The sequence below is a fragment of the Okibacterium sp. AC114 genome (assembly GCF_979253355.1).
In genome coordinates this window covers 22,518-46,292 of record NZ_CEEDBR010000002.1, presented here as the reverse complement: position 1 = coordinate 46,292, position 23,775 = coordinate 22,518, and the positions used below count along the sequence as shown (strand labels likewise).

Here is a 23,775-nt window from a genome sequence, read left to right as displayed (position 1 = left end):
GCGGCAAATGCCGCCCGGAGTCCTGATGATCCGATACGACCACGAGCGGCACCGGGTGGACCCGACAGGCCTATCCGCTGCCATCTTATGGAGGCAGCACGCCAGTGTCGGCAGGATTCGCAAGCAGCGAGTGAAGCGGCCTGCAGATTCATCCGAGGGGCAACCTACGGGCAGACCCAGCGAGTAGGAGGTGCGGCCAGAGAGGTCCGCACCTCGTCGATCGTCAGCTCGCCGGCCTCGACTTTTCGGACGGCTCGGAACAGTTCACGAGTGTCTATCATGAGGCCGTTTTGTTGCTCCAGCTGTGCAAGATCGGCTTCGGCCGGCAACGCCTTGGGGCGACTCGATGGATCGCTCTCCCGGTTCGCGTTGACGATATGCCACACAGCATCTGGCTCTTTGCCTGTCTCTTTTACATACGAGATCACCGGCCTCGTGAGGATCTGGGTAATGTCGTTTGTTTTAGCGCCTCGCTTGTAACCTTTGACCTCAACGAGAACCATCCAACCCGGTCTGCCAGGGTCGGTAACCCGAAGGTCCTCTAGCTTGGCGCCTGTTTTCTCATCGTGGTGGTCATCCATGTCTGCTGCATTGAGTCCAAAGAGTTCAAACGCCGATTGCACTGCGGCCTGCAGCTGATCGCCGTCCGCAGTTAATAGGCGCTGTGCTCCTGCAGCTGCCTCGAGGCGCTTTTGGGAAAGCGACTCCGAGAGAGCGGCCTCGGTCCGCTCGAATTCCTTCACCTTGTCCTCCCAATCGCGGCGGTGAGTGTCGAGCGCGTTGGCCGCTAGTCGGACTTCGTGAGTGGACCAATCGGTCGACACAACCCACTCAGGGTCGCCCGGGAAACGGTCTGAGTCATGGTTATGAAGGAACGAGAGAAATTCAGTAAGCCAGGCCGCGTGATCTTGAGTGAATCCAGGAAGTAGCCAGCACCAACCGCCCGAAGCATTGTTGATGCGTCGCCTCGTTAAAGCTGCAACGAACTCTTCCTCGCCAACCGTCACGATCGGCGTGCATTGCCCTTCGAGATCCCCGGTCGTTACATACACGCCCGTGAGGCTGCGATAACCCCAGGTGTCCTTCAGGCCAGGTTGAAACAGAGGGGCGATTGTGCGCTCTGCGAGTTCCTTGATTGGGCGGTCCAGTGATGTGTTAACTCTCACGAGCGACGCGTGAGTCTCGTGCTCCATCATGATCGGCCGATATCGCGTTTCCGAACCCACTTTTCTCACCACGGAGTCGGAGCCGATCGCCCCGAAGGACAGAACGTTGAGGTGCTTTGACCGGCTTGATGCGTCCGACGCAAAGGTGACTAGCAGGTCGAATTCTGGTTCATGAACGGTATCGAACATCTCAACCCGAACTGCGTGCGGGACAAGCGTCACCAGTTCACTGAAGAGCTCGTCGGGTACGCCTTCGAACAGAACGCGCGGATGAGGGTGATCGTTGAAGACTGACATGCCCTAGGCGTCTTCCCGTCGTGACGAATCGTCGCCATGTTCAGCGGTCGCAGAAATGCTAGGAGAGTTGATGCGACCACCCTTTTTGTTGCTTCGAGCCTTGGTCATGGTGTTGGCGGCAAAGCCAATCTTTCGCAGCTCGTCGGGCGACCAACCGGCCGAAATCGCCGCGCCGAATACGCGCGCATACTCACGTTCCGCTTCGATTGCGCGTTCCCGTGCATCGGCCACGCTTTGGTTCGATTCTGCGAGCACTCGAACCGCGTTGATCTTGCTTTCTTGCAGTGCCCGTGCGCGTTCAATTGCTTCTTCCGCAGTCGGATTTTTCGCCATTTCATTTCCCCTCATCGTGGCTTCGTGAATCGTCTGTCGATGTTTCATCCCCCGGCCCCAGTTTCGCAGTTCACGGTCGATCGAACAAGGTTCGATCTCTACTCGCAATCTCACATCCGTAAGATGGTCCGGGGCTCTGGCCTGCGGAGCAAGCTAGACACTTAGCTGTGCTAACTGTGCTTGGTCCTCGACATTAGGTCGAGGATGGGCGACACTTGAGGTGCCGGGTTCCAGCATTGGGCGGGATCGTTGCACTGGGCCGAAAGGAGCTGCTGATGAGCGAAGAGCACGCGTCACCGCGAATGCTTGACCGTAAGCGTCGTGCGAACGCTCCCGGTGGCCGTCGTCACTTCCACCAGGTGAAGGTGACGGCTGAGGAAGAGGGTCAGCTTCTGTTGCTCGCAGCCGAGCGGAAAGTGACCGTTCCGCGTCTGTTGGTCGAGTCCGCTTTGGCTGATCAGGGCGAAACGTCTACGGATCGCCGCGAGTTGCTGGCGGGTTTGTTTCACGCGCGCCGGTTGCTGTCGTCGATCGCGAATAACGTCAACCAGATCGCTCGCGCGTCGAACGCTGGGGAGCCTGTTGGTGGCGAGTTGGCGCACACTCTGAGTGCGGTGAACTTGCAGTGCCAGCGCATCGACGATCTTCTTGACCGGTTGGCTGTCGGCTGATGATGCCGAACATCACGCGCGGCGGGCGCATGGCGGGCCTGATGGTCTACCTGGCGGGCGGCGGGCGTGCGAATGAGCACACGGATCAGCACGTCATCGCAGGCCATGACGCTGTCATACACGCGGCGAGCTTCGGGCCGCTGACGACAGATTCGGCGCTGGACTTGGCGAACGTGATGGAGCAGCCGTCGAAGGTGTTCGGCACCGAGATTCTGACGCCGAGCAAGCTCTACGACCCTGACACCGGCGAGCATGTTCGTACCGACATGGTCGACGGTCACGTGTGGCATGCCTCCCTCTCGATCAAAGCTGATGAGGGCAAGCTGTCGGACGCTCAGTGGTCCAAGATCGCCAATGATTTTGTAGAGGGCATGGGGTTTGTCGATCCCGATGGTGCGAAGTCGAACCGGTGGGTTGCCGTCCGTCACGGAAGTTCCAAAGCGGGCAACGATCACATCCACATCGCCGTGAATCTCGTGCGCGAGGACGGCACTAAGGCGAACGTGTGGCAGGACTATCACCGGTCGCAGAAACTCGCCCACGAGCTGGAAAAGAAGTACGGCTTCGACGTGCTGCAGTCACGCGAGCAAGGCGCCGGCCTGTCGGCCGACAAGCCCGCCGAGCAGCGCCGCGCCGCCTCGTCCGAGAACGAGGTCACGGCGCGCGATGAGCTGCGCCGACGCCTCCGATCAGCCGTCGCCAACTCGACCGACGAGGCATCATTCATCGACGCCGCGAAGAAGAACCGCGTGCTGGTTCGTCCCCGGTTCACGAAAGACGACACCTCGCAGGTTGTCGGTTACTCCGCGGCCCTGCCGGTCGACAGCGCGGCCAGCGCATCGGCCTACCCCATTTGGTACGCCCCGTCGAAGCTTGACCGCACATTGGGCCTCACACGACTCCGCGCCTCATGGGGAGCCGACGACGTAACACCTGACGCGCTGCAGAGCTGGACCACCACACAGCGTGAGCTCCGGGAACGCCGCTCGGAGGTGCCCAAGGCAATCCGCCGCGAGGCGATTCTCACGGCGCAGCTGAGCCGCCTCGAGCAGCTGCACGTCGACACCGCACCCCGCGTCGACCCGTCCCGACTGCCCGAGGTTGCGGCAGCCGTCGAGCTGTCACGGTTGTACGCACAAACGTCCGTCGCGATGGAGGCTGGGAAGCCCGGGCCGATCCAAGACGCGAGCGATATCTACGCCCGTGCGGCTCAACAGAAGGGCATTCCCGCGCAAACCGCGTCCGCGAATCTCGCCTACCAAGCACGCCTCATTCAGCGTGCCACCGGTAGGGACTCACGCACCGGATGGGTGGCGGTTTTCCGTCAGCTCGAGCGCGTCGGTAAGAGCGTCGAGAACGCCTACCGGGCGCGCGGTGACCTCGCCATGGCCACGGCCATGCGCGACCGATCGGTGGCCGCTCTGAGCGTCGCCGAGAAGCGGTGGACCGAGATCCAAGCGAAGACCGCCACCGCGGCCGCCGCTGCGCCGACTCCGACGCAGAAGCCGACACAGATCCCGGAACACCTACAGGCACGCATCGACCACAGCGCCCCCAACCGGGACGCTGGCACCGAGATCGAACGCTAGAAACGATGAGAGGGGAACATCATGGAAGAGGAAGAGATCGGTCAGGAGTTCGACCGGGTTATCCGTGCGGGGATGATGGCCACGAGCAACGTTACGGACGCGATCGCGCGTCGCTCAGCTGAACAGGCCCGCGTGCAGCGCGAAGCCGCACTAATCGAAGCGCGCGCCGCCGACGTCGCCGTGAAACGTGCTGAGCAGCTGGCACGCGAAGCCGCTCACGATAGCCGGGCAATGGAGCTGGCGAACATCCGAGCAACCCAGGCCACCGAAGGGGAAAAGAATCGCCTCACACGCGAGGCCCTGCAGGTCGCGGATCGCAGCATCGGCCGCGACGAATGGTGGAAGAACGCCACCCCCGCCCGCATCGCCGACACCGTCTCCCTCGCCGCTGAGATGGCGGACAGAAGCCCGGTTGCTGTGAGCGTCTACGAACGTATGGGCGCCCGCATCAATGACCTGTACGGCGTCGACGTCGACCAGGTGCGCGCCGCCGCCGGCCCCCAGGAAGCGAACCGACACAGCGCCGTGGCGAACGCCGTCGACGACGCTCTCGCCCGGCGCCGCGAAGAAGCCGAAGCAGCCAACGCACGCACCGAAGTTGCCGAGGCCACCAAGGCCGCGGATGCCGCCGAGCTCATGAACAAGAACAGCGTCTACGGCCAGTACGCCGACCGCGACTGGCTCGACCGTGCAAGCGCCGACGAGCTGGCGTACGCCTACGGTGTGACGGCCGGCCCTGCCGAACATGACCAGGTGGCGTTTGTCGCCAACGGCCGCATCGAAGATGCTCTGCACGCCCGGTTTGGTGTTGTCGAAGTGATCGAGAAAGACGGCGCCCCTGAGAGCATCGAGGCGGAAACGTCTCGTCTCATCACCGCGGCCGCCGCGGACCGCGACAACACGGACCGCGAGTACGACGGCGGCGAACACCGGGTGCGCGCTCAAGCTGCCGGCATCCGTGCTGAGCGCCATGAGGATGCAGCAGCTGAGCACGGCGTGTCTGAGGCTGTCAACCGCTCTAAGGCGGCCGCTGCGGGCCCTCAGACGGCCGCTGCGCGTCAGGTCAGCCAGAGCTTCCCTGATACCGCGCAAGACGCCATCGGGAAGGCACGACGCCCGGGCGCACCGAAGGCTCGCATCGACCGCGGACCGAGCAAGCAGCGCGGCGCCGAGCATGCGATTGAGCGTTAGGTGGATTGCGGTTCTGAAACCCTGAACGGGGCCAGTTATTCAGTAGCATAGATGCTCCGCCGAATCGGAGCTATTGGCTTTCTTTGGCTAGTTGTTCTCGTTTGGAGCGTGCCCATTTCCGATAGGCAAACACGAATGAGGAGAAAAATAGGACCAGCCAGCCGGCCAGCATTAGCCACCTGAGTACATCAGAAGGCGCGTCGAGGGCATGTAGCAGCAAGGACCCTGCCAGCCCGATACCCAGCATGAGTGCTATGAGCATCTGGAGGTATCGAGCGTCCGGTTTCGGGTTCTCGATGTCGTTTCTCATGCCACCTCGATTCAACTAGACCGGTGCTTTGCAGACGCGTTTCTGATCCCAAACCCTACGCCAACGCTCGTTCCCAGCTCCGAGAGCCGACCAACTACCTGTCTCCTCTTCGGTGTGGGTACCTATTGTTTCGGACCTCTGTCGTGGACATATTCGATCCTGCCGGCCTCACGGTCCGCCGGTTCGGCTGGCCACATTGCCGGCGGTTCGCCCGTGTAGTCCATTGAGGATCGCACCTGCCAGAACGGGCCGTTCTCTGCCGTGATGACGCGCATGTGGCTCTCGAGGTGATCGCGCCAGAAAACCGACATCCCGAGCGCCCCTTCCAGCCGCAGGAACTCCCATGCCCGCCACAGGGCCTCGAAACGGCTCAGTACCTCGGGGTACAGCCACCACCTCTTGTCCCAATATTCGAGTTCGCGGCGCCAGTGGGGCAACAGCCACTCGTCGACCCATTCGTAGACATCCGCGAACACCAGGTCGGGCGCTTCCGCCTGCGCCGGCGCCTCGGGGGTTTGCTCCGGTTCGGCCAGGCTTTCGCCGGCAACGTCGTCGTCTTCGTACTCGCTCACGACACGCCTCCCGCCGACATGCGCACGGCTTTCTTCTCGTAGTAGTCCTGGCTCTGCATGACCAGGTCGCCGTAGTCCTTCTCGCCCCAGTGGGTGAGCTTGATGAGCGCTGCAGGCATGCCCGACGCCATCAGGATGGCGCGGCCGTCAGGGAGTGCCGCGAGGTCGGAGGTTTCGAAGATCCGCTCGCGTTGCACGCTTGTCGTCACCGATCGGCCATTTTTCTGGGTCGACGAGGACCGTTTCACGACGTCGTGGTCACCGATGAGCGATGAGGCGAAAGGAAGGAATTCCTTCTCCGAGAGGCCTTTACCGATCGCGCGAATGTTCGCGGCCGACCACAGCTTCTGCATCCCGTTTTCGCCGAAGGCTTCGACGCCCTGGGACCAGGACTGGAAGAACGACGAGATGATGATGCCGCGGGAGCCGTAGTGGCTGTAGACGTCGGGGAGGTCTTTCCACCGGCACACGTTCGCTGCTTCGTCGAGAACGGCCATCAGTGGCGTTGTGAGGCGTCCGCCGAGCTGCCGTGACCCGATACGTTCTGCAGCTGTCAGGACCGCCATGGTGAGTGCCCCGGTGATCGCACGGGCCGAGCCGTCACCCTCTACCGAGATCCCGTAGAGAGTGTCAGACGATGTGACGAACGCCTCGGGGTTGAAGTGCGGCCGCGTGGTGCCGTCGTCGATGATCCACGGCAGCACCTTCTCGTTGCCCAGTACGGTTATCCACGTGCGCAAGTTGTCGTAGACACCCTCGCGCTGCTTATCGGGCAGTTGCTTCGTACGGTCCAAGGCGCGGGCTTGCGACTCGTACCCGTGAGTTCTCAGAACGTAAACGGGCGTCGACTCGGGCGCGACCTTCTCGTCTTTGGGGTTGTTCGCCCATTCGAACACATCCGTGATGGGTCGGCCGGCGACCGCGGCCGCGAGGAACAGACGTGTCAGTGTCTCTTTCGCGGCGCCCTTGAAGTAGGCATCTTGTGTGGCGCCGGCCTCCGTCGACGAGGTGATGAAGATATCGGTGAGCTTCGCGGCCGTCTCGTAGTCGACGACGAACGAGAGAGGGTTCCACCACCAGGTCGGCGGTTCGCCGATGATGTTCTGCACGTCGTGGACGTACACGTTGCCTTTCATCGACCGGGGCCCGCGGGTGAGGTCGACGATGTCCCGTTTGTTCGACGTCGCAACCACCGGCCCGGCTGTCTCGAGGATCTGCGGGACGCATACGCACGACGTTTTACCGGCGCGCGGGCCCATCAGCCAGATCTGCACCCACTCGTAGGACGCGCGCAGCGGCTTGCCCGTGCCGACCTGAGCACCCAGTGGCGACCCTAGGCCCGTGTGAGTTGCTTTCAGCCGCTTGACGTCCTTTGCTGCGCCCTTCGGCAGCAGGCCCCTCAGGTGGCGGGTCTGGGCCATCGAGCGGGCTTTGTAGTCGACGGGGCTCGCGTCGCCCTGGCCCCCACGTTGTCGGATCGCTCCAACGACAATGCCCGCCGCGAGAACGGCGAGCACGAGGCTAGCGACAACCAGAACGATGATCTGCAACGGTTCAGGTGCGAGCTTCCCGCTGAGCACCCCGCCGATGACGACGAACGGGTTCGACGATCCGAGATCCCCAACCTTCGAGTTCAGCATCGCCGTGCCCCAGATCAGGAGGGCAACGACGAACAGCAGAGCGATTGCCGCGAGCATGAAGAGGGCAGGGCCTTCATTCGTTCCCGGCTGTACGCGTCGGTGGGCCTCGCGGGGGCTCATGCGAGTACCTCCCGCACGCCCGAGGTTTCCTCGATTGTCGGCACGTCGACGGGCGCGACGTCCAGCTCTGCAGCGCCGGTCACGGCGCGGAGCGTGTTCCGGTGTACACGTTCGGCTTCGCCGGCCCACGCCTTGTTGGTGTCGTTCACCTCGAGCTCGGCGGTCGTGAGTTGCAGTTGGAACGGGATGCCGGGCTTCTTGCCGACCTTCAACAGGAATTTTCCGCGGCCGGGAGGGGTGGATGCCTGGGAGGTGTCGGGGTTGATGCCGCCCTCCGATGACCAGTCGGTGATCATTGAGCGCTCGGCAGAGCTCATCGCAAACACGTCGTTGAGGTTTCCCATTTCGCGTTCGGCGAGGCCGCCGAGGAACACCATCGCGGAGCGTTCGACGAATCCCCACGCCATCTTCGTGAGGTGCGGGGATGCCAGCTCGAGGTCGTTCATCGTGTGGGTGATCATGACCTGGCTGATACCGCGTTGGCGGTTCAGGCGGGTGAGGGAGTCGAGGAAGTAGACCATGACGTCGGATGCCCGCAGCATCCGCCACAGCTCATCCATCACCAGGAAGTAGTGGCGCCGTTTACGCAGCCCCGCTTCGGCCAGGTGCTTCTCCGCGGACACCACGGCGCTGCCGTAGGACCAGCACACCGACTGCACGGCCGCCTGCAGTTGCAGATCGGCCTCATCGATCGCGGACAGGTCGAACACCATCGGGGTGCCGACGTCGATGTGTTCCGTGGTCTGGCGGGAGAAAATGTCGCCGAACGGGCCGTCCTCGCCCAGAGCGGTGAGGCCGTCGATCAGCTTCTCCACTCGGCCGGCATACCGTTTCGGGTCACCCTGGTCCTGTGCCAGGCCGGCGAGCCGCGGGTGACGGCCGCGGATCAGTTCGGTGAGGTCATGGATGACAGGCATGCCGTCATGTTCGGTGTCGAGGATCTGCAGCGCGGCCGAGACGATCGACTGTTCGAACGGTTCCAATTCACCATTTCGAACCAGCTGCAGCAGACCGGTCACCATCGTGTGGCGGCGGCCGCGCATCTCATCGACCGCTTCACGGCGTTTGCCGTCGTCTGCGATCTCCTGCAGGCGCGGCAACAGCGGGCCGAGATCCAAGGGGTTGAGGGCGTGGCCACCACGCCGCGGCGTGATGATCTGCCCCTTCATCGCGCGAATGAGATCCACGTAGTCCGGCTTGGTGTCGGAGAGGATCATCGGAACGATGCCCCACGCCTGCAGCATCGCGATCATCCGTCGGATGAGCGTCGATTTACCCAGGCCCGGGCGCCCGAGGACGAACGCTGACGGCTGCGAAATTAGGTTGGAGAGGAACCAGTACACGGGGTCAGCACACACTGTTGTGCCGTTCAGCAGGTGCCGGCCAAGCGGCACACCGACCACCGGCGACCCAGAGCCGGCGATGAAGGGCCACAGCCCGCACACCTGCACGGTTGTGCCCTGAGCTTCCGGGAGCGGTTCAATCCAGCTGACGCGGCCGACAGCTTTGCCGCGCCATCCGCGGCGCCCGGGCCGGTTCTGCGCTTCGCCTCTGTCAGCCGCTGCGCGGTCAAGCCATCCTTTGACCCCAGCGGTGCGGGGGTCGCGGGGTTGGGCGCGTCGCGCGTCGCGCTCCATCCGTCGAACCTCACGCTTCGTCAGACGGAGGGTGAGGCCCCCTTCCGTCGACGGCGCCGGGTTGTTCTGTGTCGTGCGAGAGCGTTTCGCCATGATCAGATCCAGTTCCGTGTGTTGTCGGAGATAGCCATGTGCAGCGGCAGGACGACACCGAGCGGGAGGCCTGCTTGGAACGTCACCGCCTGGTTCGCCAGCGCCGGCCGGAGTCGGAGCTTCGCGGGGTTCCCGAGTGCTGGGATGATTTTGTCGAGGCGCGGGAACTCCGAGGACCGGTCGCAGGTGGCGGTGATGATCATGCCGAACCGGACGAGGCCGGCGCCCTGAGCTTCCTCTTTCGCGGTCTGGACGGCGTATGCGAGGCGCTGCTTCTGGCGGGCGCTGATGCGCTGCTTCTGCGAGCCGGCGAAGGTTGCGTTGTTGATGTCAGCCTCCGCGACGCCCGTCGTCTTGTCGGCGGGAATCGGCCGGTAGAGCAACGTCACGCGCTTACGAAGGAGGCCCTTTGTGGGCTCGAGCGCGCGTTTCAGTGAGTTGGAGTAGAACATGCCTCGCGGGCCTTCGAACATCTGCCACGACTTCGACACGGCGCGGTCGTGGAAATACAGGTCGACCTGGTCGCTCGCGAAGCTCGGGCCGGCGTCCTGCCACGTCAGGCCGGTGCCGCCTTCGGCGCGGGCCTGTTCGATGAGGTTCGCCACGGTCGGGTCGTAGGCGCTGCGCGTGAAGTCCACGATGTCTTGTGCCGTGCACGCGCGAACGCTCGTTCCGGCGCCGGTTTCGTAGAGCCCGGACAGCAGCACCGGAATGCGGTTCCCGATCTCATCCGCCATGGTCGCCAGGCCGCGGTCGCTGCCTTCTTTGTCGACGCCGCGACCGGAGAACGTGATCGAGAGGCGCGTCGTGAACTGCGGTGATTCACCGTTCAGCTCTTTGGTGATGCTGCCGACGACGGCCGTCGCGAAATCAGATGCTTCGGGCGACACGTTTTGCGTGACCATCCGCTCGAGGCGGAGTCCCGAGTCCGGCGCGGTTTCGACGGTCACTGATGCGCCAATGATGCCGTCTTCGATGCCGAGCTGCGCGAGCCAGGAACCCCAGTGGGAGATTTGGGCGTCGATGCGGCTTTTGTCCACCAGGGCGTCGCCGTCCGGGTAGGCCTCGAACACGATTGTGTAGTGGCGTGCCGCTTCCAGTCGGATGAGCCCGAACGGGTTTCCGTAGGAGTCGGTGTGCTCGCTGAGCTCGCTCGGGGTCAACAGGCCCGGGAGGCGGTATTTGCCGTCCGGTGCGCGGCCGGCGGGACCGTTGATGGCCAGATGGTTGCCGGAGCGTTCCTTGACCTTCTGAGCGGTGCGGAGGGCTGCGCGCTGGTAGATGTCTCTGCCTTGGCGTTTGGTTGCGACCATGAGCAGGGCGCCCACGACGCCGGCGACGGCGAAGATCAGGGCGAGGATGTATTGCCGCTGGATCAGCATGAAGACGATCAGCAGGATGAAGGGCACGCCCGCGAGTGACACGCCCATCGACAGGCCCAGGATGCCCTGTCGGCCCGGCTTGATGATGTTGCCGTAGACGCCCGGTTGGACAGATTCGGTGGAACTCATTTCGACTCCTCAGATGCGTCATCGATAGCTGATTGAGACTGCGCGCCACCGGCCGCAGCCATATCTCCTACAGCGCGAGCGGTATCGCCCCCCCCACCCCCGTGTCGAGCGCCGCCGGCCGCTTGCCCACTATCCGCTGAGCTGTTGCCGCCGTTCGACGAGGATGCGCCACCCGCAGCGCCTGCGCCGGTGTCGCCACCTCCGCCGGCGGGTTGCCCGCCCGCTTGCGAGCCTGCGGCCGTCTGGCCACCACTTCCGGCCGTCGACGCGGCTTGCCCGCCACTGACAGCGCTTCCGCCGGCAGCCGCACCACCACTTCCTGCAGCGGCGCTCCCGCCGCCCAGCGCGGCGCCGCCGGATGCTCCGCCGGCCGCTGACGCACCACCTGCCGCAGCGCCAGCACCAGCTGTCGCACCCATCGTCACGATGGCCGCGCCGCCTGCGACTACGGCGGCGCCGGCAGCTGCACCAGAGAACGCTGCCGAGCTGCCCTGAGCGGCCACAGGCACGATGAACTTGATGAGTGCCGGGAGACAGAGGAACGCAATCGTGATGATCATGACCGCGACGGCGCTCTGATAGAGCGCCTTTCCGATGTCGTCGACCTGGAACGCCGGAGGGTTTTTCACCATTAGGAACCCGAGTGCGTAGATGACGGCCGCGACGGGCTTAAAGAGAACGAAGGCCAACAAGTAGCCGCTGGCCTTCTTGAACGCCTGAGATCCCGCCTCGGACCCAGACGATGCCGCGAGGATCGGCAGGAACGCAAACAGAATCGTGATCATCGCCCCCCGGAGCACCATAAACACGACGTTGGCGAGCGAAGCGAGGAACCCGACCAGGGCGATAAGCATTGCTGGGCCGATGCCGGTCGTCATGATTGTGGACGCGCTCAGCATCCCCGAGAGGGTCATTTCTTGACCCGTCGCCTTCTCAATAATCCACGGCGCAAACGCGTCCGATGCCTTGATCAGAGCAGTGAAACCGACCGCATATGCGCCCGTCACCAGAATGAGGTTGAAGATCATCTTGACGGCAGGGAGCCCGGAACTCAGTTCGTTTGTTTGCGCCATCCGCAGGAGCGCGAGCAGGATGCCGACGACTGCGAAAGCGTAGGTGTACCACCCGAGCCCGTCAGTGATCGTTCGAATCGCGTCGTTCTCGACCGAGGGTGAGGGCAGCGAGATCCAGAACGTCGAGATCGCGGTCAGCGTGTTCTCCATGCCCTCCGCGAGCGATTTCACGAAGCCCTCGGCGAGAGCATTTCCGCCGGCGCCAATAGCACCACCGATAACGTCGTTGGCACCATCAATCAGGCAGTCCGCGAATGCGCGGCAACCTTCCTCTGGCTCATTCATAGACTTCCTCCCACGGAGTGAAGTTCTGAATAGATGTCACTTCATTCGTAATGAACGACGGGTCGTTTTTGGCCAAGTCGATCTTCCAATCGCCCGCTTCCTCGTCCCACACGAGGAAGACCCTGGCCATTCGTTCATTGGTCCCGTAGCGAAGGCCAATCTGCACCGTAGCTGTGTCGCCCTCGTAGGACTCGAACCGGAAGCCGCCAATTCCTGGGGCAGTGCCCGGCTTCACGGTCGCTTCTGGTTCTTCAGCGCGCGCCGCTAGGAAGGCGTCGACTGCCGGGCTCGGAACCACGTTCTTCTCAACGACGGCCTCATAGTCGTTCCATGCGAGTGCCCAGACTGCGTATGCACTTGCGAAGAGAGCGCCTGTAGGCGTGTGAGCGAAGCAGCTCCAAACGAGGCCGTCTTGCACAGCCGGCCCAGCCGCTTCGGATCGCGGGGCCTTCGACGGCCCGTACTCAATCCAGTCCGCTTCGGGGCCAACCGTGGGGATCTCTTGGTCGCTGTCGTCGAGGTTGCATTCGCCGCCGCCGGCTAGCTCGGTCGGTTTCGTGCTCGAGGTGGGTTCCTCGGGCAGTGCCGTTGAGCTGTTGCCTGGTTCGGGCAGCGCGTCGTTGTTGTTGTTGGCGGTGCCCGGGCCGATGACGAGAATCCACACCAGGGTGGCCGCGATGACGAGCACCAGGCCGCCGGAGATGAACCACCACTTGTTGAAGGGGTTCTTGCTTTCGGAAGTGTCTGACATCGCAGCCTCCTAGCTGGTTATGCGTGGGTTAGACGAAGAAGCGCATGATCGCGCCGGCGCCGGTCGCGAGGATGCAGACGATGATGGCGATGACGAGGCCCTTGAAGCCGTTGATCTCGCGGCCGGTGAAGCTGGCGAAGGCGAGGTATCCGGCGGAGATCAGGAAGCCGGCCATGCCCATGATGATGACGATCCAGCTGAGCCAGTTCAGGAGCGTCGTGATGCCTTCGGTTCCCGGGGGCTGTTCCGGGGTCGGGTCCGGCAGTGTGGTCATAAGCGTCATAGCGACGTCGTTGATGGTCATCGGTCTGTTCCTTTCTTAGGTTCCCCGGCGAATGCGCGGATCTGTTGCAGCGTCCGACGTACTCGCAGCGGCGACGCGGTTTGCGTGGCCGGGGCGAGACGCCAGGTTTCAACCCACGGGATGTGCCATCCGTGGGGAGTCATTCGAGCGAGACGGCTCACGGCCGCGCGCTGTTCGTTGGCGAGTTTCGGGCCGTCATCGATGAGGACGAGCCCGATCAGCCGGGAGCCGGGGAGTTGCCCGCCGGCCCACAGCCTGGCGAAGCGGGTCGCTTCGGCGAGGCCGCGGTGATGCGTGCGGGCCACGGCCAGCACCGGAAGTTCCGGTAGGGGGCGTTCCCATCCGGTCGCAAGCGGCCAGGATGTGCCGACGTCGAGCGCGTCGGTGCCCAGTAGTTCAGCGATCGTCGTGGCGCCAGCGCCTCCATGAACGCCCATCACGCACAGTGACGGCCGCGCCGTTGTTTCCGACGTGCGCCAGCTGCCGTCACTTGACGTATCTACCGGCGGTGCCAGGGCGGGCGACGCGGGGCCGGGAAGGCTGAGCGAGCCTCCCAGTACGGGGTCAGCTGCCAGCGTCTCAGGTGTTTCGGGCGCGGATTCGGGCTCGGGAATGAATGGATTTGCCACGAACGGGTTGCTCTTCGGCATACTTCCCCCACTTCATCGACTTATGCGTCGTGGTCAGCGTATCAGTTGACACAAACTATGTATACGGTAGAGTTGCAGAACGATACTGGGGTGAGGGGAAGAAAATGGCGCAACGCAGAGCGCTCTGTCTGGTGCTTCTCATCGGTGCAATCCCCCTGCTAACCGGCTGCCTTTCGGGTGGCGAAACCCCTTCCCCATCAAGCAGTCAACCAGCAAGTAGGGCGACCCCCCAAATTGGGGACGACGTGTCCGAAAAGCACGATAACGAAGTACGTCTTGCGGATGACGCAATGCGCGCTTTTGTCGCGCATGACCGGGGTTATGACGAGTGGTGGGCTGATCTCAGCCAGTACTTAGGAGAGGACGCCAAAGAGGCTTACGCCTATACAGACCCGGCCAATGTGCCCGCTTCGGAGGTCACCGGCCGGAGCCTCTTGTCCAGCGTTCAAGAGGACATGCTCACTGTTCTCGTGCCGACTGACATGGGCTCATATTCCGTCGAGCTCGTGCGTGAGCAGAGCGGCGGACCGTGGGTCATTTACCGGCTTCGGCCACCTGAGGGCATTCAATGAAACAGGCCGTAGCTGGCGCTGTCGCGCTCGTGCTCCTTGTCCCGCTCCTGGTGGTGCTGTTCCTGTCCGGCGACACCTCGTGCACGCCTCGCACGGCGCCGGGCGCCGGCGGGACGGCCGTCGTCATCGATCCGGTGTCGTTGCCGGTGCAGAAGGTCGATAACTGGAACGCCACGCAGCTGACCAACGCCGCCTACATCATGAAGGCGGCCGCCGATATGGGTTTGCCGGCGAAAGCGCAGACCATCGGCGTCATGACCGCCATCGGCGAATCCAGCCTGAACGTCATCGACCGCGGCGACGCCGCCGGCCCGGACTCCCGCGGCCTGTTCCAGCAGCGCGCGAACGGCTCCTGGGGCAGCTACGAAGACCGCATGGACCCGTACCGTTCGGCGTCGAGCTTCTTCACAGTGCTCGCGACCGTCGACGGGTGGGAAAACCTCGAGCCCACGATTGCGGCCCACCGGGTGCAGCGAAACGCTGACCCCGAGCACTACGCGAAGTTCTGGGACCCGGCGACGAAGATCACCGCCGCTCTCGCCGGCATGCCGCTACCGGAAGGCGGCTCCGCTCAGGGTTGCGTCGCCGTCGACGCATCCGGATGGACAAGCCCGCTGGATCTCGCCTCGCCGGGGCTGATGATCGCCGACTTCTACGGCGCCCGCCCCGCCAGTGTCATCGGCTACGCCTACAAGCACAACGGCGTCGACCTCTCGACCCCTGTCGGCACGAAGATCCACGCGGCCGCCGACGGCACCGTCACAAAGGTGATCACCGACCAGGGATTCTCCAAGAGCGGCCTCGGCAACCTCATCATCGTCTCCCACGGCGGCGGGATCTTCACCCGCTATCACCACATCAAAGACGAAGGAGTGCTCGTCGCGGTCGGCGACCGTGTGGAGGCCGGCGGCGTCATCGCGCTCTCCGGCAACTCGGGCACATCGACCGGGCCGCACCTCCACTACACCGTCTATGTCGGCGGCGACACGAAGGAAGCGAACGCCGTCGACCCGATCGCGTTCATGCAAGACCGCAACATCAACTTCTGCACCCTCCCCATTTGGTCCGGCCACAGTGTCGCGTCGACCTGCTGAAACGAAGTGAAACCACGATGACCGAATTCGACCCCGCAGCCGTCCCGGCGTTCCCCGTCGCCCGCATCCAGCTGACCGCCTACGGCACCGCGACCGTGAACGGCACCCCCGTGCCGGTGACCGGCTCGGGAAGCCCGACCGAGGATGCCGTGATCGTCGTCGCGGATCTCGCCCGCCAAGAAGGCCTCGACGCCATTCGCGCTCAGGCCGTCACCCCTGACGGGGAACACCTGATGGTCGTGACCTCCGACGGTCACGTGTACGACATCACCCCGGCTGCAGAACCTGAGAAGAAGGGGCGCCGGAAAGGCATCCTCATAGGCGCCGCAGCGCTCGGCGTTCTCGCGCTCGTCGGTGCAGGCACGGCCGTCGCGGTGAACGTGACCCAGCAGCCGGCACCGGTGGCGTCGTCGACGCCGTACACGCCGCCCCGGGCGGGCGTGCAGCTGCCGGTACTGGCGCCTCCCGGCTACTCGCAGATCGGGGACTACGCGATTCCGCTCAGTAAGTCCTCGGAGCCCCGGGCGCTCCCGGACGGCCGTATCGCTGTCACCGGCACCAAGCTGCAGCTCATCGACCCCGACACCGGCAAAACCGTGTGGACCGCCGATAGCGCAGGCCCGAAAGGCACCGACGTGCATTACAGCGTCGTCGGCGGGAAACCGGTCCTCGCGTCCGCATCGAACCGGTCCCTGGATCTCTGGCCGCTCTACCTCGACGACACAACCGACGTGCCGTCGACCAGCTTCGAGCTGAACACCAAAGCTGACGTGTCCTACCTCGGATCATCGCCGCTTGTGTCGCTCCCGAGCCAGACGGTCGGGTTCGTGACCGCCGACGGCATCAAGACGCGAGATCTCCCCGTGACCGCTACGGCTGTGTTCGCGGCCGACGACACGGTGACGGCGATCGATTCGAAAACCTGGTGGAGTGTTCCCCTCAAGGGGAAACCAGAACCCCACCCGCTCCCGAAGCCTGACGGCGCCGAAAGCATCGTCCTGGCATCCGCCGCCGATGACACGCACCTCATCGTCGTGTGGGACACCGACGATGACCAGGTGGCCACGCTCGTGGATCTCGAATCGAACACCCTCGTGGCCACAGCCCCCGTCGACGACGGAGCGGTGCGCGATCGCGACGAACCGATCCGCGCGCAGGGCAACGCGACCCTCACCCTCGGCCGCATCTTCATCGACTACGGCAAACGCCCCGTGATCGTGGATCTCGGGAAGCTCGTCCCCTCATCCGTCGACGGGAACACCGTCTACGGCACGCGGGACCGCGACGCCGTCGTGGGCACCGTGAACGCTGCAGGAGTCGCGACGCGCCCCTTTACCGATGAAGAGCTGCCGGAAGATCCAGCACTCCCCCTCATCGCCACGACAGACCGTGTGTGGGTCGTGGCCACGAAGCTTGACCAGCGTCTTTTGTATGCACTGCCCCTGACAGAAGGAGATACCGAATGATCATCGTGACCATCAACCAGGACGGGACCGGCAGTGTCGCACTCCCGGAAGAAATGGTGCCGATCGCCCGCTCCAACGCCGACGAAGCCCGCACGAGCGCTGTCGAGGTGCTGACGAAATACGCCGCTTACACCGGACGGAACGTTGAGGTCGAAACTCGCGAAGGCGACCAGTTGCAATACCTCCGCGTCTACTCAGACGGCCGCGTGGAACCGATCGACGCACCAAACCTGCTCGCCGCTCACGCGGCGCCGCCGACGGCACCGGTCCAGGCGCCGGACACGACGCCGACGAAGCTCCCGCCTGTCCCGCCGTTCCCCCAGCAGCCCGCGCAGCGGATCGAGTTCCCGCCGGCCACGCCGGCACCTTCGATCGCCTACACACCGCAGCCGCAGTTGCAGCCGTCTACGTCGACGCCGCCCCAGAGCTACCCGCCGATCGATGAGACGACACGGATCCGCCCCACCGCCGCGCAGCGCCAGACCGCTCAGCCCGCGGGCGACGCTCCGCAGACGCGGCGCGAGGCGCGCGGGTCGTTCCTCACCGACCAGACACCGGCAGAAGAGCCGGCGACCCAGGGGTGGCGCGGCTTCGCGACCCGTCTCGGTATTCGCCTCGCTCCCAGCGACCAGGAGCGCAACGAGCGTCACGATGTGCACGCCGTCAGCCAGCACTGGCCCGGCCCTCGCACCATCGCGATCGTGAACGCTAAGGGCGGCGCGAACAAAACCCCGACGACCGTTCTGCTGTCGTCGGTCTTTGCCCGCTTCGGCGGCGCCGGCGTGCTCGCGTGGGACAACAACCACACCCGAGGCACTCTCGGCTGGCGAACCGAGCAGGGCCCCCACGAGCAGACCCTTCACGAGCTGCTGCCGGACGCGAACCGGCTGCTTGGCCCGGACGCGCAGGCCGCGGATCTCGCCCGCTACGTGCACCACCAGACCCGTGACCAGTTCGACGTGCTCCGCGGAAAGCCGACCGTCCTGCAGCAGGGCGAACGCATCGGCCCCGGCGACGTCGACCAGATACACGCCGTGGCCACGAAGTTCTACCGCCTCGTCATCATCGACTCCGGAAACGACGAGACAGACCCCGTGTGGCTCCGCATGATCGACAAAGCCGATCACCTCGTGCTCGCCAGCACCACCGGAGAGGACCGCGCCGAGGTTGGCGCCCTGTTGCTCGAAAAGCTCGCCGAGCGCGACGAGCGCACCCGCCAGCTCGCCAACAACAGCGTCGTCATCATCAGCGAAGCGAACGATAAGGCGCCGGCCGAGAAGGCGCAGAAGATCGCCGATGGGTTCCGCTCGCTCACGCGGGAAACGGTCACAATCCCGTACGATCCCGCGATGGTTCAGGGGCTCCTGCGATACGGTTCCTTGAAGCCCGCAACGCAGCGAGCGTGGCTCTCCGCAGCCGCAGCCGTTGCCAGAGGGCTCTAACCCTCCCCCAGAAAGTGCCCGCTGTGACCCCACACACTCCCCCAAACAGAGACACCGCACTCGTCAAAGTACTGACGAGCGTCCCCGGCCGCCTCGCCATCATCACCTACATCCGATCAACAACCGATGGCGCTTACTTCAGCGAGATCGCTGAAGGCTCCGGCATCCCCGAAGGCAGCATCAGCAGCCACCTACGGCCCCTCGAGGAATACGGCGCCATTGAGGGAGACATCCCTCAGAACAAGCGCCACGGCCGATCAGTGAAGTACCGCGTGAACCTCGACCGCATCAAAGAAGCATTTGACAACACCCGAGATCAATTCATCGCATAGCAAAGCAGAAACGGCGCTAGCCCCCCCACGCGTCGACACCATCACCACCCCCGCAGGCCGACACCGAAACGGTGCCGGTCTGCGCCGTTAAACCACATCCTGCTCGTCCGCACCGCCCCCGCATCAAGCAAGTAAGCATAAAGAGTGCGGAGCGCTAACGCGCGCAACGCACTTACAACGGCCCACCCACCACCCATAACCCACCAACCCGGTCTCGAGAGCATCTCTCGAACGGCGGCCGCATGGACAGCACACTCCCCCGACAGACACGCCACCACGACACGCCGACCTTAATCGGCCACAAGTATGCATACAAACGCCACTATGGGCACATGAGCGCGATCGCCGGACGTCAACGTCGTCAAGAAAATGCACCCACCGTGCTTCTTCAAGCACGCGTAGCCCCCGAAATCCGCGAAGAGGTACAAGCCGCAGCCGCCGCATCCGGCGTCTCCATCGCCTACTACCTCGAAAACATGCTCCGAGCGCAAATCTACGAAAACGGCGCCCTGCCCCTCGTCGCGCTCCCCCGACCCCACAACATGGAGCTGCCCATCCCCGCCGCTTAAACGAGAAGGCCCGCCGCAAGCGACGGGCCAAAGTCTCACAACTTCTTCACCCTCAAAGTTTGGCGACCACGAGGTGAACAAGCCGATATGTAGAAAAACCGGTAACCAACCGGGCCTTCGTTGTACCCACATCCCGCAGGAGGTGATGAAGCCATCATAACCACACACACCCAAAAACCATCCGCAACACAACCCCGACACAACGGCGTGTCGCACAAAAAACCCGCACTCCACCGCTCCATCACCGCACCAGACCAGCAACACGGCCACATCAACCCAGCTGCATCGGCGCGCCGCTCCCCCGTTAACGCTTGCGCTAGCACTAACGTGGCGAACATGAGCGCACCCCGCCGCCCCCGCGGCACTATGACCGACGCCGTCCCCATGGGCTACCGCGTCGAACGCCAATCCAAACAAGACTTCGAAACCATCGCCGCCACCCTCGGAATCTCCGGCGCCGTCCTCTTCGAAGCCATGGTCGAGCACACCCGCTCCCACCTCACCACCAACGGAACCCCCGACTGGTGGACCACACCCACACCCACCCAGGAGTCGCCTACCGACACCGCTTAACGAGAAAGCCCCCGCACAAGGCGGGGGCTGAAGCTCTGTGCCAGATCTGGTCACGTCGCCAAACAGAATCCAGATCTAGCAATTTGTTCCGAAGAAAAACCGGTTGAGGAACCGGGGCTTCTTCGTACCCACTCAGGGAGGAACCGAGGAGGTGACCCCATCGTAACCCACAACGACGTTTTCGCAACCCAAAAACACGGCAACACACCCGGCGTGTCGCCCGAACAATGGAACCCCTGGGACCTCACCCGCACCCTCTCCCCCCGAGGACGCGTCCGCATCGCCGACCAACTCGGCCCCGACGGCTACCTCAACGACTACACAGCGACCATCCCGCTGACCGCGGACGAGCCATCGACACCGTGGGCCATGCCACTCACCGACCCGCGCGGATTCTTCCACTACATCTGCTTCGACCTCGACCCCGGCCACGGCAACGCCGTCTACGACGCCAGCCGCCTCGCGCACTGGCTCGATGAGCTCAACATTGACTACCTGGTCGCCCGCTCCGGCCCGACCGGAGGCCGCCACGTGTGGCTGTCCCTGCAGGACGGCGCTGACGCCAGTGTTGTGGCCACAATCGGGCACCTTGCCGCGCAGCTGCTGCCTTCGCTCGACATCACCCCGCTCAAGAACGCCGCAACCGGTTCGGTGCGGCCGCCCGGCGCCCCTCACCGACGTTCCGGCCGCTCTGAGCCTGTCGGCTCGATCGCCCCGCTGCTCGCGCACAGTGTCACCGTCGACCAGCTGCAGCTACTCCAAGACTTCCTCATCGACACAGGCGCGACGCTCACCGTGGCGCCTGTCACCGCGATCCGTGGCGTTGCCCACGACGACGCCGGCTACCCGTATCTCGTCGGCCCGAAGCGAGCCGTCTCTCCCCGCATCCGCGATCTGCTCGACCAGGCGCCGGCCGACGACACCTCCGTGACTCAGGCCGCGGTACTCGCCGGCTGCGCTCGAGCCCGGTGGCGGTTCGCTGACGTGTTCGCGTTGCTGCAGGTCTCCCCCGCGCTCGAGCACACACGCACCCGCCGCACGTTCCGCGGCCGCGTCGCTCGCAGCGCCGACGAGGCACGCCGAGCGCTGGAACGCGCCTGGCAGCGTGCCGTCGAATTCGTGGCCACGAACCCCATCAAAGGCGCCGGCGCCGATACCGAGTTCCACGCGCGCGCGATCGCCACCTCAGCCGCCATCGCCCGCGTCCAGAGCGCCGCTGACGCCACACCCGGACGGTGGGGGCTAACCGGCCCCTCGACCACTCAGAGAGCCACCAGAGGCCGCTACGCGGAACGCGCCGTATTAGATGCCCTGTGCCTGTTCATCACCCAGTCGGCATCCGAAATCATCGAAGCCGACCAACGGCGCCTCTCCCAGGTCACCGGGTATTCGCACGAAGCCTGCCGCCTCGCCCTCCACGCGCTCCGCACGCCAGCAACGGACGACCCGGAGTCCGCCTGGATCGTGTTGGTCGACCAGGCCGAGGGCGCCCACGGGGCCCGCTACCGACTCTCCAAAAAGTTCTCCACAGGGGGAGACAACCCTAAGTTGCCACAAGCGGTGACGCACCCCAGCCAGAGCCCGCCCGCTGATCAACGCGACTGGTGGATTAACAAGCTCTCCTCACGCCTACAAGATCTCGCCCACGACGTTTTTTCCGCCCCGAGAAGCCTGGGACGTAAAGCAGGACTCACCTACAGTCAGCTCTCCCCCGGAAATGTGCTCACCATGGCCACGCTCACTGCTGAAACAAATTTGAGCGCGTCGAGAATCCGAAAATCACTCTCCCGCCTGCACGCCCACGGCCTCGTCGACCGGCATCCCGAAGGATGGTCACGTGTCGTCGAGGCCGACCGCGACCAGGTCGCCGCGCAGCTCGGCGTCGACGGGTATCTCGCCGGCCGCGCCGCCCGCCATGACCTCGAGCGCGCCGTTTGGGCATGGTGGTTGGCGGACGTCACCTGGATGACGAAGGCCAGGAAGAAACGTCGAGGGCGCCGCTCGAGCACAGGAATTCCCTTGTTCGTTCAAAACGACCGCCCCGACTATCCGGCATACCCGCGGCGGAACGGGCGCGGCCACCACGGTGATGCCCTTGCGCTCGTAGCAGCTGGCGCCCTAGAACGCGCCGACAAAGCGGCTTAGGACCTCGTTCCGGCCGGTAACCGTTACCGGTAGGACGACGTCCTCAATCAGCCCTAGCCGTTGACATGCTCTTTTCGACAGGAACGCGGTCCTGTTTGAACTTCTGTCCAGAATTAGCTTTTCGGTGCGGGGGAAATGGTTCGAGGAACCCAGAAAACCGGATCAACAAACCTGGGCTGACCTGTCCCCGGGTTGAGGAGCTCGGTCTCGCTCGAGAATTCGTCCCCGTTTGTTAGCTTTCCAGTGAACGTCACACGCCGGGTGTCCTCTGAAAGAGCTTCCGACGTGAACGTCACGGACGATAACTCCGGCGGCACTCCGCCGTCTCTCCACGTTGCGATGGATTTTTGACACATCGGAACGTCGGCCGCCCATTCCTCACAAAACAATTCCCAATCGCCAGATTCGAACGCTTGCCCAGCCGCATCAACCGTCTGGGGGGCGATTTCTTCGACATCAGCTCCAGTGACCGGGGCAGTCGACACGCACCCAGAAGCTGCAACCGTAATCGCCAGCGCAGTGATCGCGATCAGGACCGTCCGATAAGCGTGCACGGTTCAGAACCTAACAGGTTCACGCCCGCGGACATGGCCCGTCCGCGCCGACCAGATCGCCACGGGCAAAGCTACGAACTTCGGCCCCGACACGATCAATAAGGGCGACGCGGTGAAGATCCGCGGCCACTGGTACATCGTGGCCCGCACCAACCCCAAGACGGCGAGCGTGAAAACTGAATACAGCTGGACCGAGCGCGCCGAATACGCCGCCATCCCGGCCGTGAAAACCGCCGCCGAGCTCGAAGAGCAAAAAGCCAGCCAGAAGGCCAGCTAACCGGCGCTGAAATGCTCGAGCGGGGCTGGCCGAGTGCGAGCGTCGCTCCCCCGCCGATGCAGCGCCACGACAGCTACTTTTTCGCGCGTTTGAGACTATTAGTCCCCAGCAAAAACATGTACAGAGCGACCACGAGAAAAAAGACACCCGAAGCGCTCGTCCTCACCGACGGGCCCGTGATCAGCTGAATGGCAAGCCCGGACAACGCGAGTAATAACGTCACAGCACCAACCACAATCACAGCCACCGCCGCGTCCCGGCTTTTCACTGTAAATCTGTCGTCAGCGCTCACGATGTGCACTCTACTGCGGGGCCGGACGTCGGCCGACCCCGCAAGATTGAAATCTAATGTGGAGCAGAATTAGCGCTCAACTTGATGTCTGCGTCGAACAATTCGCAGAATCAGCGCGCCAACGACGAACACGGCGAACTGGATCAGGAGATCAGACAGCAGGAATTCGCCTCTCACCGCCTGGACGATGAAGAAGACGATCAGGAAGAGCGCTGCGGCCCCGACGGTGAGTAGAACACGCTGTGTTGTGGTCATTTCGTGGCCTT

At 64.0% G+C, this 23,775-nt stretch carries 25 protein-coding genes; 12 read left to right on the top strand and 13 right to left on the bottom strand.

All coding sequences use genetic code 11. From position 1 onward, the window contains the following. Nucleotides 1-164: 164 nt before the first annotated feature. Nucleotides 165-1,463 carry a hypothetical protein gene (locus ACZ6IE_RS14960; protein WP_464608704.1) on the bottom strand — a complete coding sequence of 433 codons (1,299 nt, stop codon included), beginning with the start codon at nt 1,461-1,463 and terminating at the stop codon, nt 165-167. A 3-nt stretch (nt 1,464-1,466) separates the two neighbouring features. Beyond that, nucleotides 1,467-1,844, bottom strand: coding sequence for a hypothetical protein (locus tag ACZ6IE_RS14955; protein WP_464608703.1), 378 nt, complete (start codon nt 1,842-1,844; stop codon nt 1,467-1,469). 227 nt (nt 1,845-2,071) lie between these two features. Between ACZ6IE_RS14955 and mobC the strand changes: the two genes are divergently transcribed. The 3 genes from mobC to ACZ6IE_RS14940 are packed head-to-tail and all read left to right on the top strand — an operon-like array spanning nt 2,072 to nt 5,247. Continuing rightward, entirely contained in the window at nt 2,072-2,467 is a 396-nt protein-coding gene (gene mobC, locus ACZ6IE_RS14950) for a plasmid mobilization relaxosome protein MobC (protein ID WP_464608702.1), read from the top strand. Beyond that, the gene (locus ACZ6IE_RS14945; RefSeq protein ID WP_464608701.1) at nt 2,467-4,056 is read left to right on the top strand and encodes a relaxase/mobilization nuclease domain-containing protein; all 1,590 of its coding nucleotides are present in this window, start codon (nt 2,467-2,469) and stop codon (nt 4,054-4,056) included. Before mobC ends, ACZ6IE_RS14945 begins: the two co-directional genes overlap by 1 nt. 21 nt (nt 4,057-4,077) lie before the next feature. Continuing rightward, nucleotides 4,078-5,247 carry a hypothetical protein gene (locus ACZ6IE_RS14940; protein ID WP_464608700.1) on the top strand — a complete coding sequence of 390 codons (1,170 nt, stop codon included), beginning with the start codon at nt 4,078-4,080 and terminating at the stop codon, nt 5,245-5,247. Nucleotides 5,248-5,317: 70 nt separating this feature from the next. Here the strand turns inward: ACZ6IE_RS14940 and ACZ6IE_RS14935 are convergent, their stop codons facing one another. From ACZ6IE_RS14935 to ACZ6IE_RS14895, 9 genes are all read right to left on the bottom strand, one after another. Beyond that, nucleotides 5,318-5,557, bottom strand: coding sequence for a hypothetical protein (locus tag ACZ6IE_RS14935; RefSeq protein ID WP_464608699.1), 240 nt, complete (start codon nt 5,555-5,557; stop codon nt 5,318-5,320). Nucleotides 5,558-5,679: 122 nt separating this feature from the next. Further along, nucleotides 5,680-6,129, bottom strand: coding sequence for a DUF4913 domain-containing protein (locus ACZ6IE_RS14930; protein WP_464608698.1), 450 nt, complete (start codon nt 6,127-6,129; stop codon nt 5,680-5,682). Beyond that, entirely contained in the window at nt 6,126-7,889 is a 1,764-nt protein-coding gene (locus ACZ6IE_RS14925) for a type IV secretory system conjugative DNA transfer family protein (protein WP_464608697.1), read from the bottom strand. The genes ACZ6IE_RS14930 and ACZ6IE_RS14925 overlap by 4 nt, the downstream gene beginning before the upstream one ends. Next, entirely contained in the window at nt 7,886-9,526 is a 1,641-nt protein-coding gene (locus tag ACZ6IE_RS14920) for a hypothetical protein (protein ID WP_464608696.1), read from the bottom strand. The genes ACZ6IE_RS14925 and ACZ6IE_RS14920 overlap by 4 nt, the downstream gene beginning before the upstream one ends. Before the next feature lie 95 nt (nt 9,527-9,621). Then, complete coding sequence (locus ACZ6IE_RS14915; protein WP_464608695.1) at nt 9,622-11,130, bottom strand: SCO6880 family protein; 1,509 nt, start codon at nt 11,128-11,130, stop codon at nt 9,622-9,624. Then, complete coding sequence (locus tag ACZ6IE_RS14910; protein WP_464608694.1) at nt 11,127-12,488, bottom strand: hypothetical protein; 1,362 nt, start codon at nt 12,486-12,488, stop codon at nt 11,127-11,129. The genes ACZ6IE_RS14915 and ACZ6IE_RS14910 overlap by 4 nt, the downstream gene beginning before the upstream one ends. Then, a complete protein-coding gene (locus tag ACZ6IE_RS14905; protein ID WP_464608693.1) occupies nt 12,481-13,239 on the bottom strand; it encodes a DUF8175 domain-containg protein in 759 nt (252 codons plus the stop codon). Before ACZ6IE_RS14905 ends, ACZ6IE_RS14910 begins: the two co-directional genes overlap by 8 nt. Before the next feature lie 28 nt (nt 13,240-13,267). Continuing rightward, nucleotides 13,268-13,543, bottom strand: a complete 276-nt coding sequence (locus ACZ6IE_RS14900) for a hypothetical protein (protein ID WP_464608692.1) — start codon at nt 13,541-13,543, stop codon at nt 13,268-13,270. Next, nucleotides 13,540-14,193 (bottom strand): DUF6668 family protein, encoded by a 654-nt coding sequence (locus tag ACZ6IE_RS14895; protein ID WP_464608691.1) that lies wholly within the window; start codon nt 14,191-14,193, stop codon nt 13,540-13,542. Before ACZ6IE_RS14895 ends, ACZ6IE_RS14900 begins: the two co-directional genes overlap by 4 nt. Before the next feature lie 245 nt (nt 14,194-14,438). Between ACZ6IE_RS14895 and ACZ6IE_RS14890 the strand changes: the two genes are divergently transcribed. The 9 genes from ACZ6IE_RS14890 (at nt 14,439) to ACZ6IE_RS14850 (ending at nt 23,217) form a co-directional block, all read left to right on the top strand. Beyond that, nucleotides 14,439-14,765: a hypothetical protein gene (locus tag ACZ6IE_RS14890; protein ID WP_464608690.1), complete on the top strand. Its 327-nt coding sequence runs from the start codon at nt 14,439-14,441 to the stop codon at nt 14,763-14,765. Further along, complete coding sequence (locus tag ACZ6IE_RS14885) at nt 14,762-15,859, top strand: M23 family metallopeptidase (RefSeq protein WP_464608689.1); 1,098 nt, start codon at nt 14,762-14,764, stop codon at nt 15,857-15,859. The genes ACZ6IE_RS14890 and ACZ6IE_RS14885 overlap by 4 nt, the downstream gene beginning before the upstream one ends. Before the next feature lie 17 nt (nt 15,860-15,876). Further along, the gene (locus ACZ6IE_RS14880) at nt 15,877-17,325 is read left to right on the top strand and encodes a hypothetical protein (protein ID WP_464608688.1); all 1,449 of its coding nucleotides are present in this window, start codon (nt 15,877-15,879) and stop codon (nt 17,323-17,325) included. Then, entirely contained in the window at nt 17,322-18,767 is a 1,446-nt protein-coding gene (locus ACZ6IE_RS14875; protein ID WP_464608687.1) for a MinD/ParA family ATP-binding protein, read from the top strand. The genes ACZ6IE_RS14880 and ACZ6IE_RS14875 overlap by 4 nt, the downstream gene beginning before the upstream one ends. Nucleotides 18,768-18,790: 23 nt before the next feature. After that, nucleotides 18,791-19,099, top strand: a complete 309-nt coding sequence (locus ACZ6IE_RS14870) for an ArsR/SmtB family transcription factor (RefSeq protein WP_464608686.1) — start codon at nt 18,791-18,793, stop codon at nt 19,097-19,099. Between the two features lie 332 nt (nt 19,100-19,431). Next, a complete protein-coding gene (locus ACZ6IE_RS14865; protein WP_464608685.1) occupies nt 19,432-19,668 on the top strand; it encodes a hypothetical protein in 237 nt (78 codons plus the stop codon). 336 nt (nt 19,669-20,004) lie between these two features. Further along, nucleotides 20,005-20,241: a hypothetical protein gene (locus ACZ6IE_RS14860; protein WP_464608684.1), complete on the top strand. Its 237-nt coding sequence runs from the start codon at nt 20,005-20,007 to the stop codon at nt 20,239-20,241. A 213-nt stretch (nt 20,242-20,454) separates the two neighbouring features. Continuing rightward, nucleotides 20,455-22,386 (top strand): hypothetical protein, encoded by a 1,932-nt coding sequence (locus ACZ6IE_RS14855; RefSeq protein WP_464608683.1) that lies wholly within the window; start codon nt 20,455-20,457, stop codon nt 22,384-22,386. Between the two features lie 666 nt (nt 22,387-23,052). Continuing rightward, entirely contained in the window at nt 23,053-23,217 is a 165-nt protein-coding gene (locus ACZ6IE_RS14850) for a hypothetical protein (RefSeq protein ID WP_464608682.1), read from the top strand. Nucleotides 23,218-23,290: 73 nt separating this feature from the next. Here the strand turns inward: ACZ6IE_RS14850 and ACZ6IE_RS14845 are convergent, their stop codons facing one another. Both ACZ6IE_RS14845 and ACZ6IE_RS14840 read right to left on the bottom strand, forming a co-directional pair. Further along, the gene (locus ACZ6IE_RS14845; RefSeq protein WP_464608681.1) at nt 23,291-23,509 is read right to left on the bottom strand and encodes a hypothetical protein; all 219 of its coding nucleotides are present in this window, start codon (nt 23,507-23,509) and stop codon (nt 23,291-23,293) included. 69 nt (nt 23,510-23,578) lie between these two features. Next, a complete protein-coding gene (locus ACZ6IE_RS14840) occupies nt 23,579-23,764 on the bottom strand; it encodes a hypothetical protein (protein ID WP_464608680.1) in 186 nt (61 codons plus the stop codon). Nucleotides 23,765-23,775: the final 11 nt, after the last annotated feature.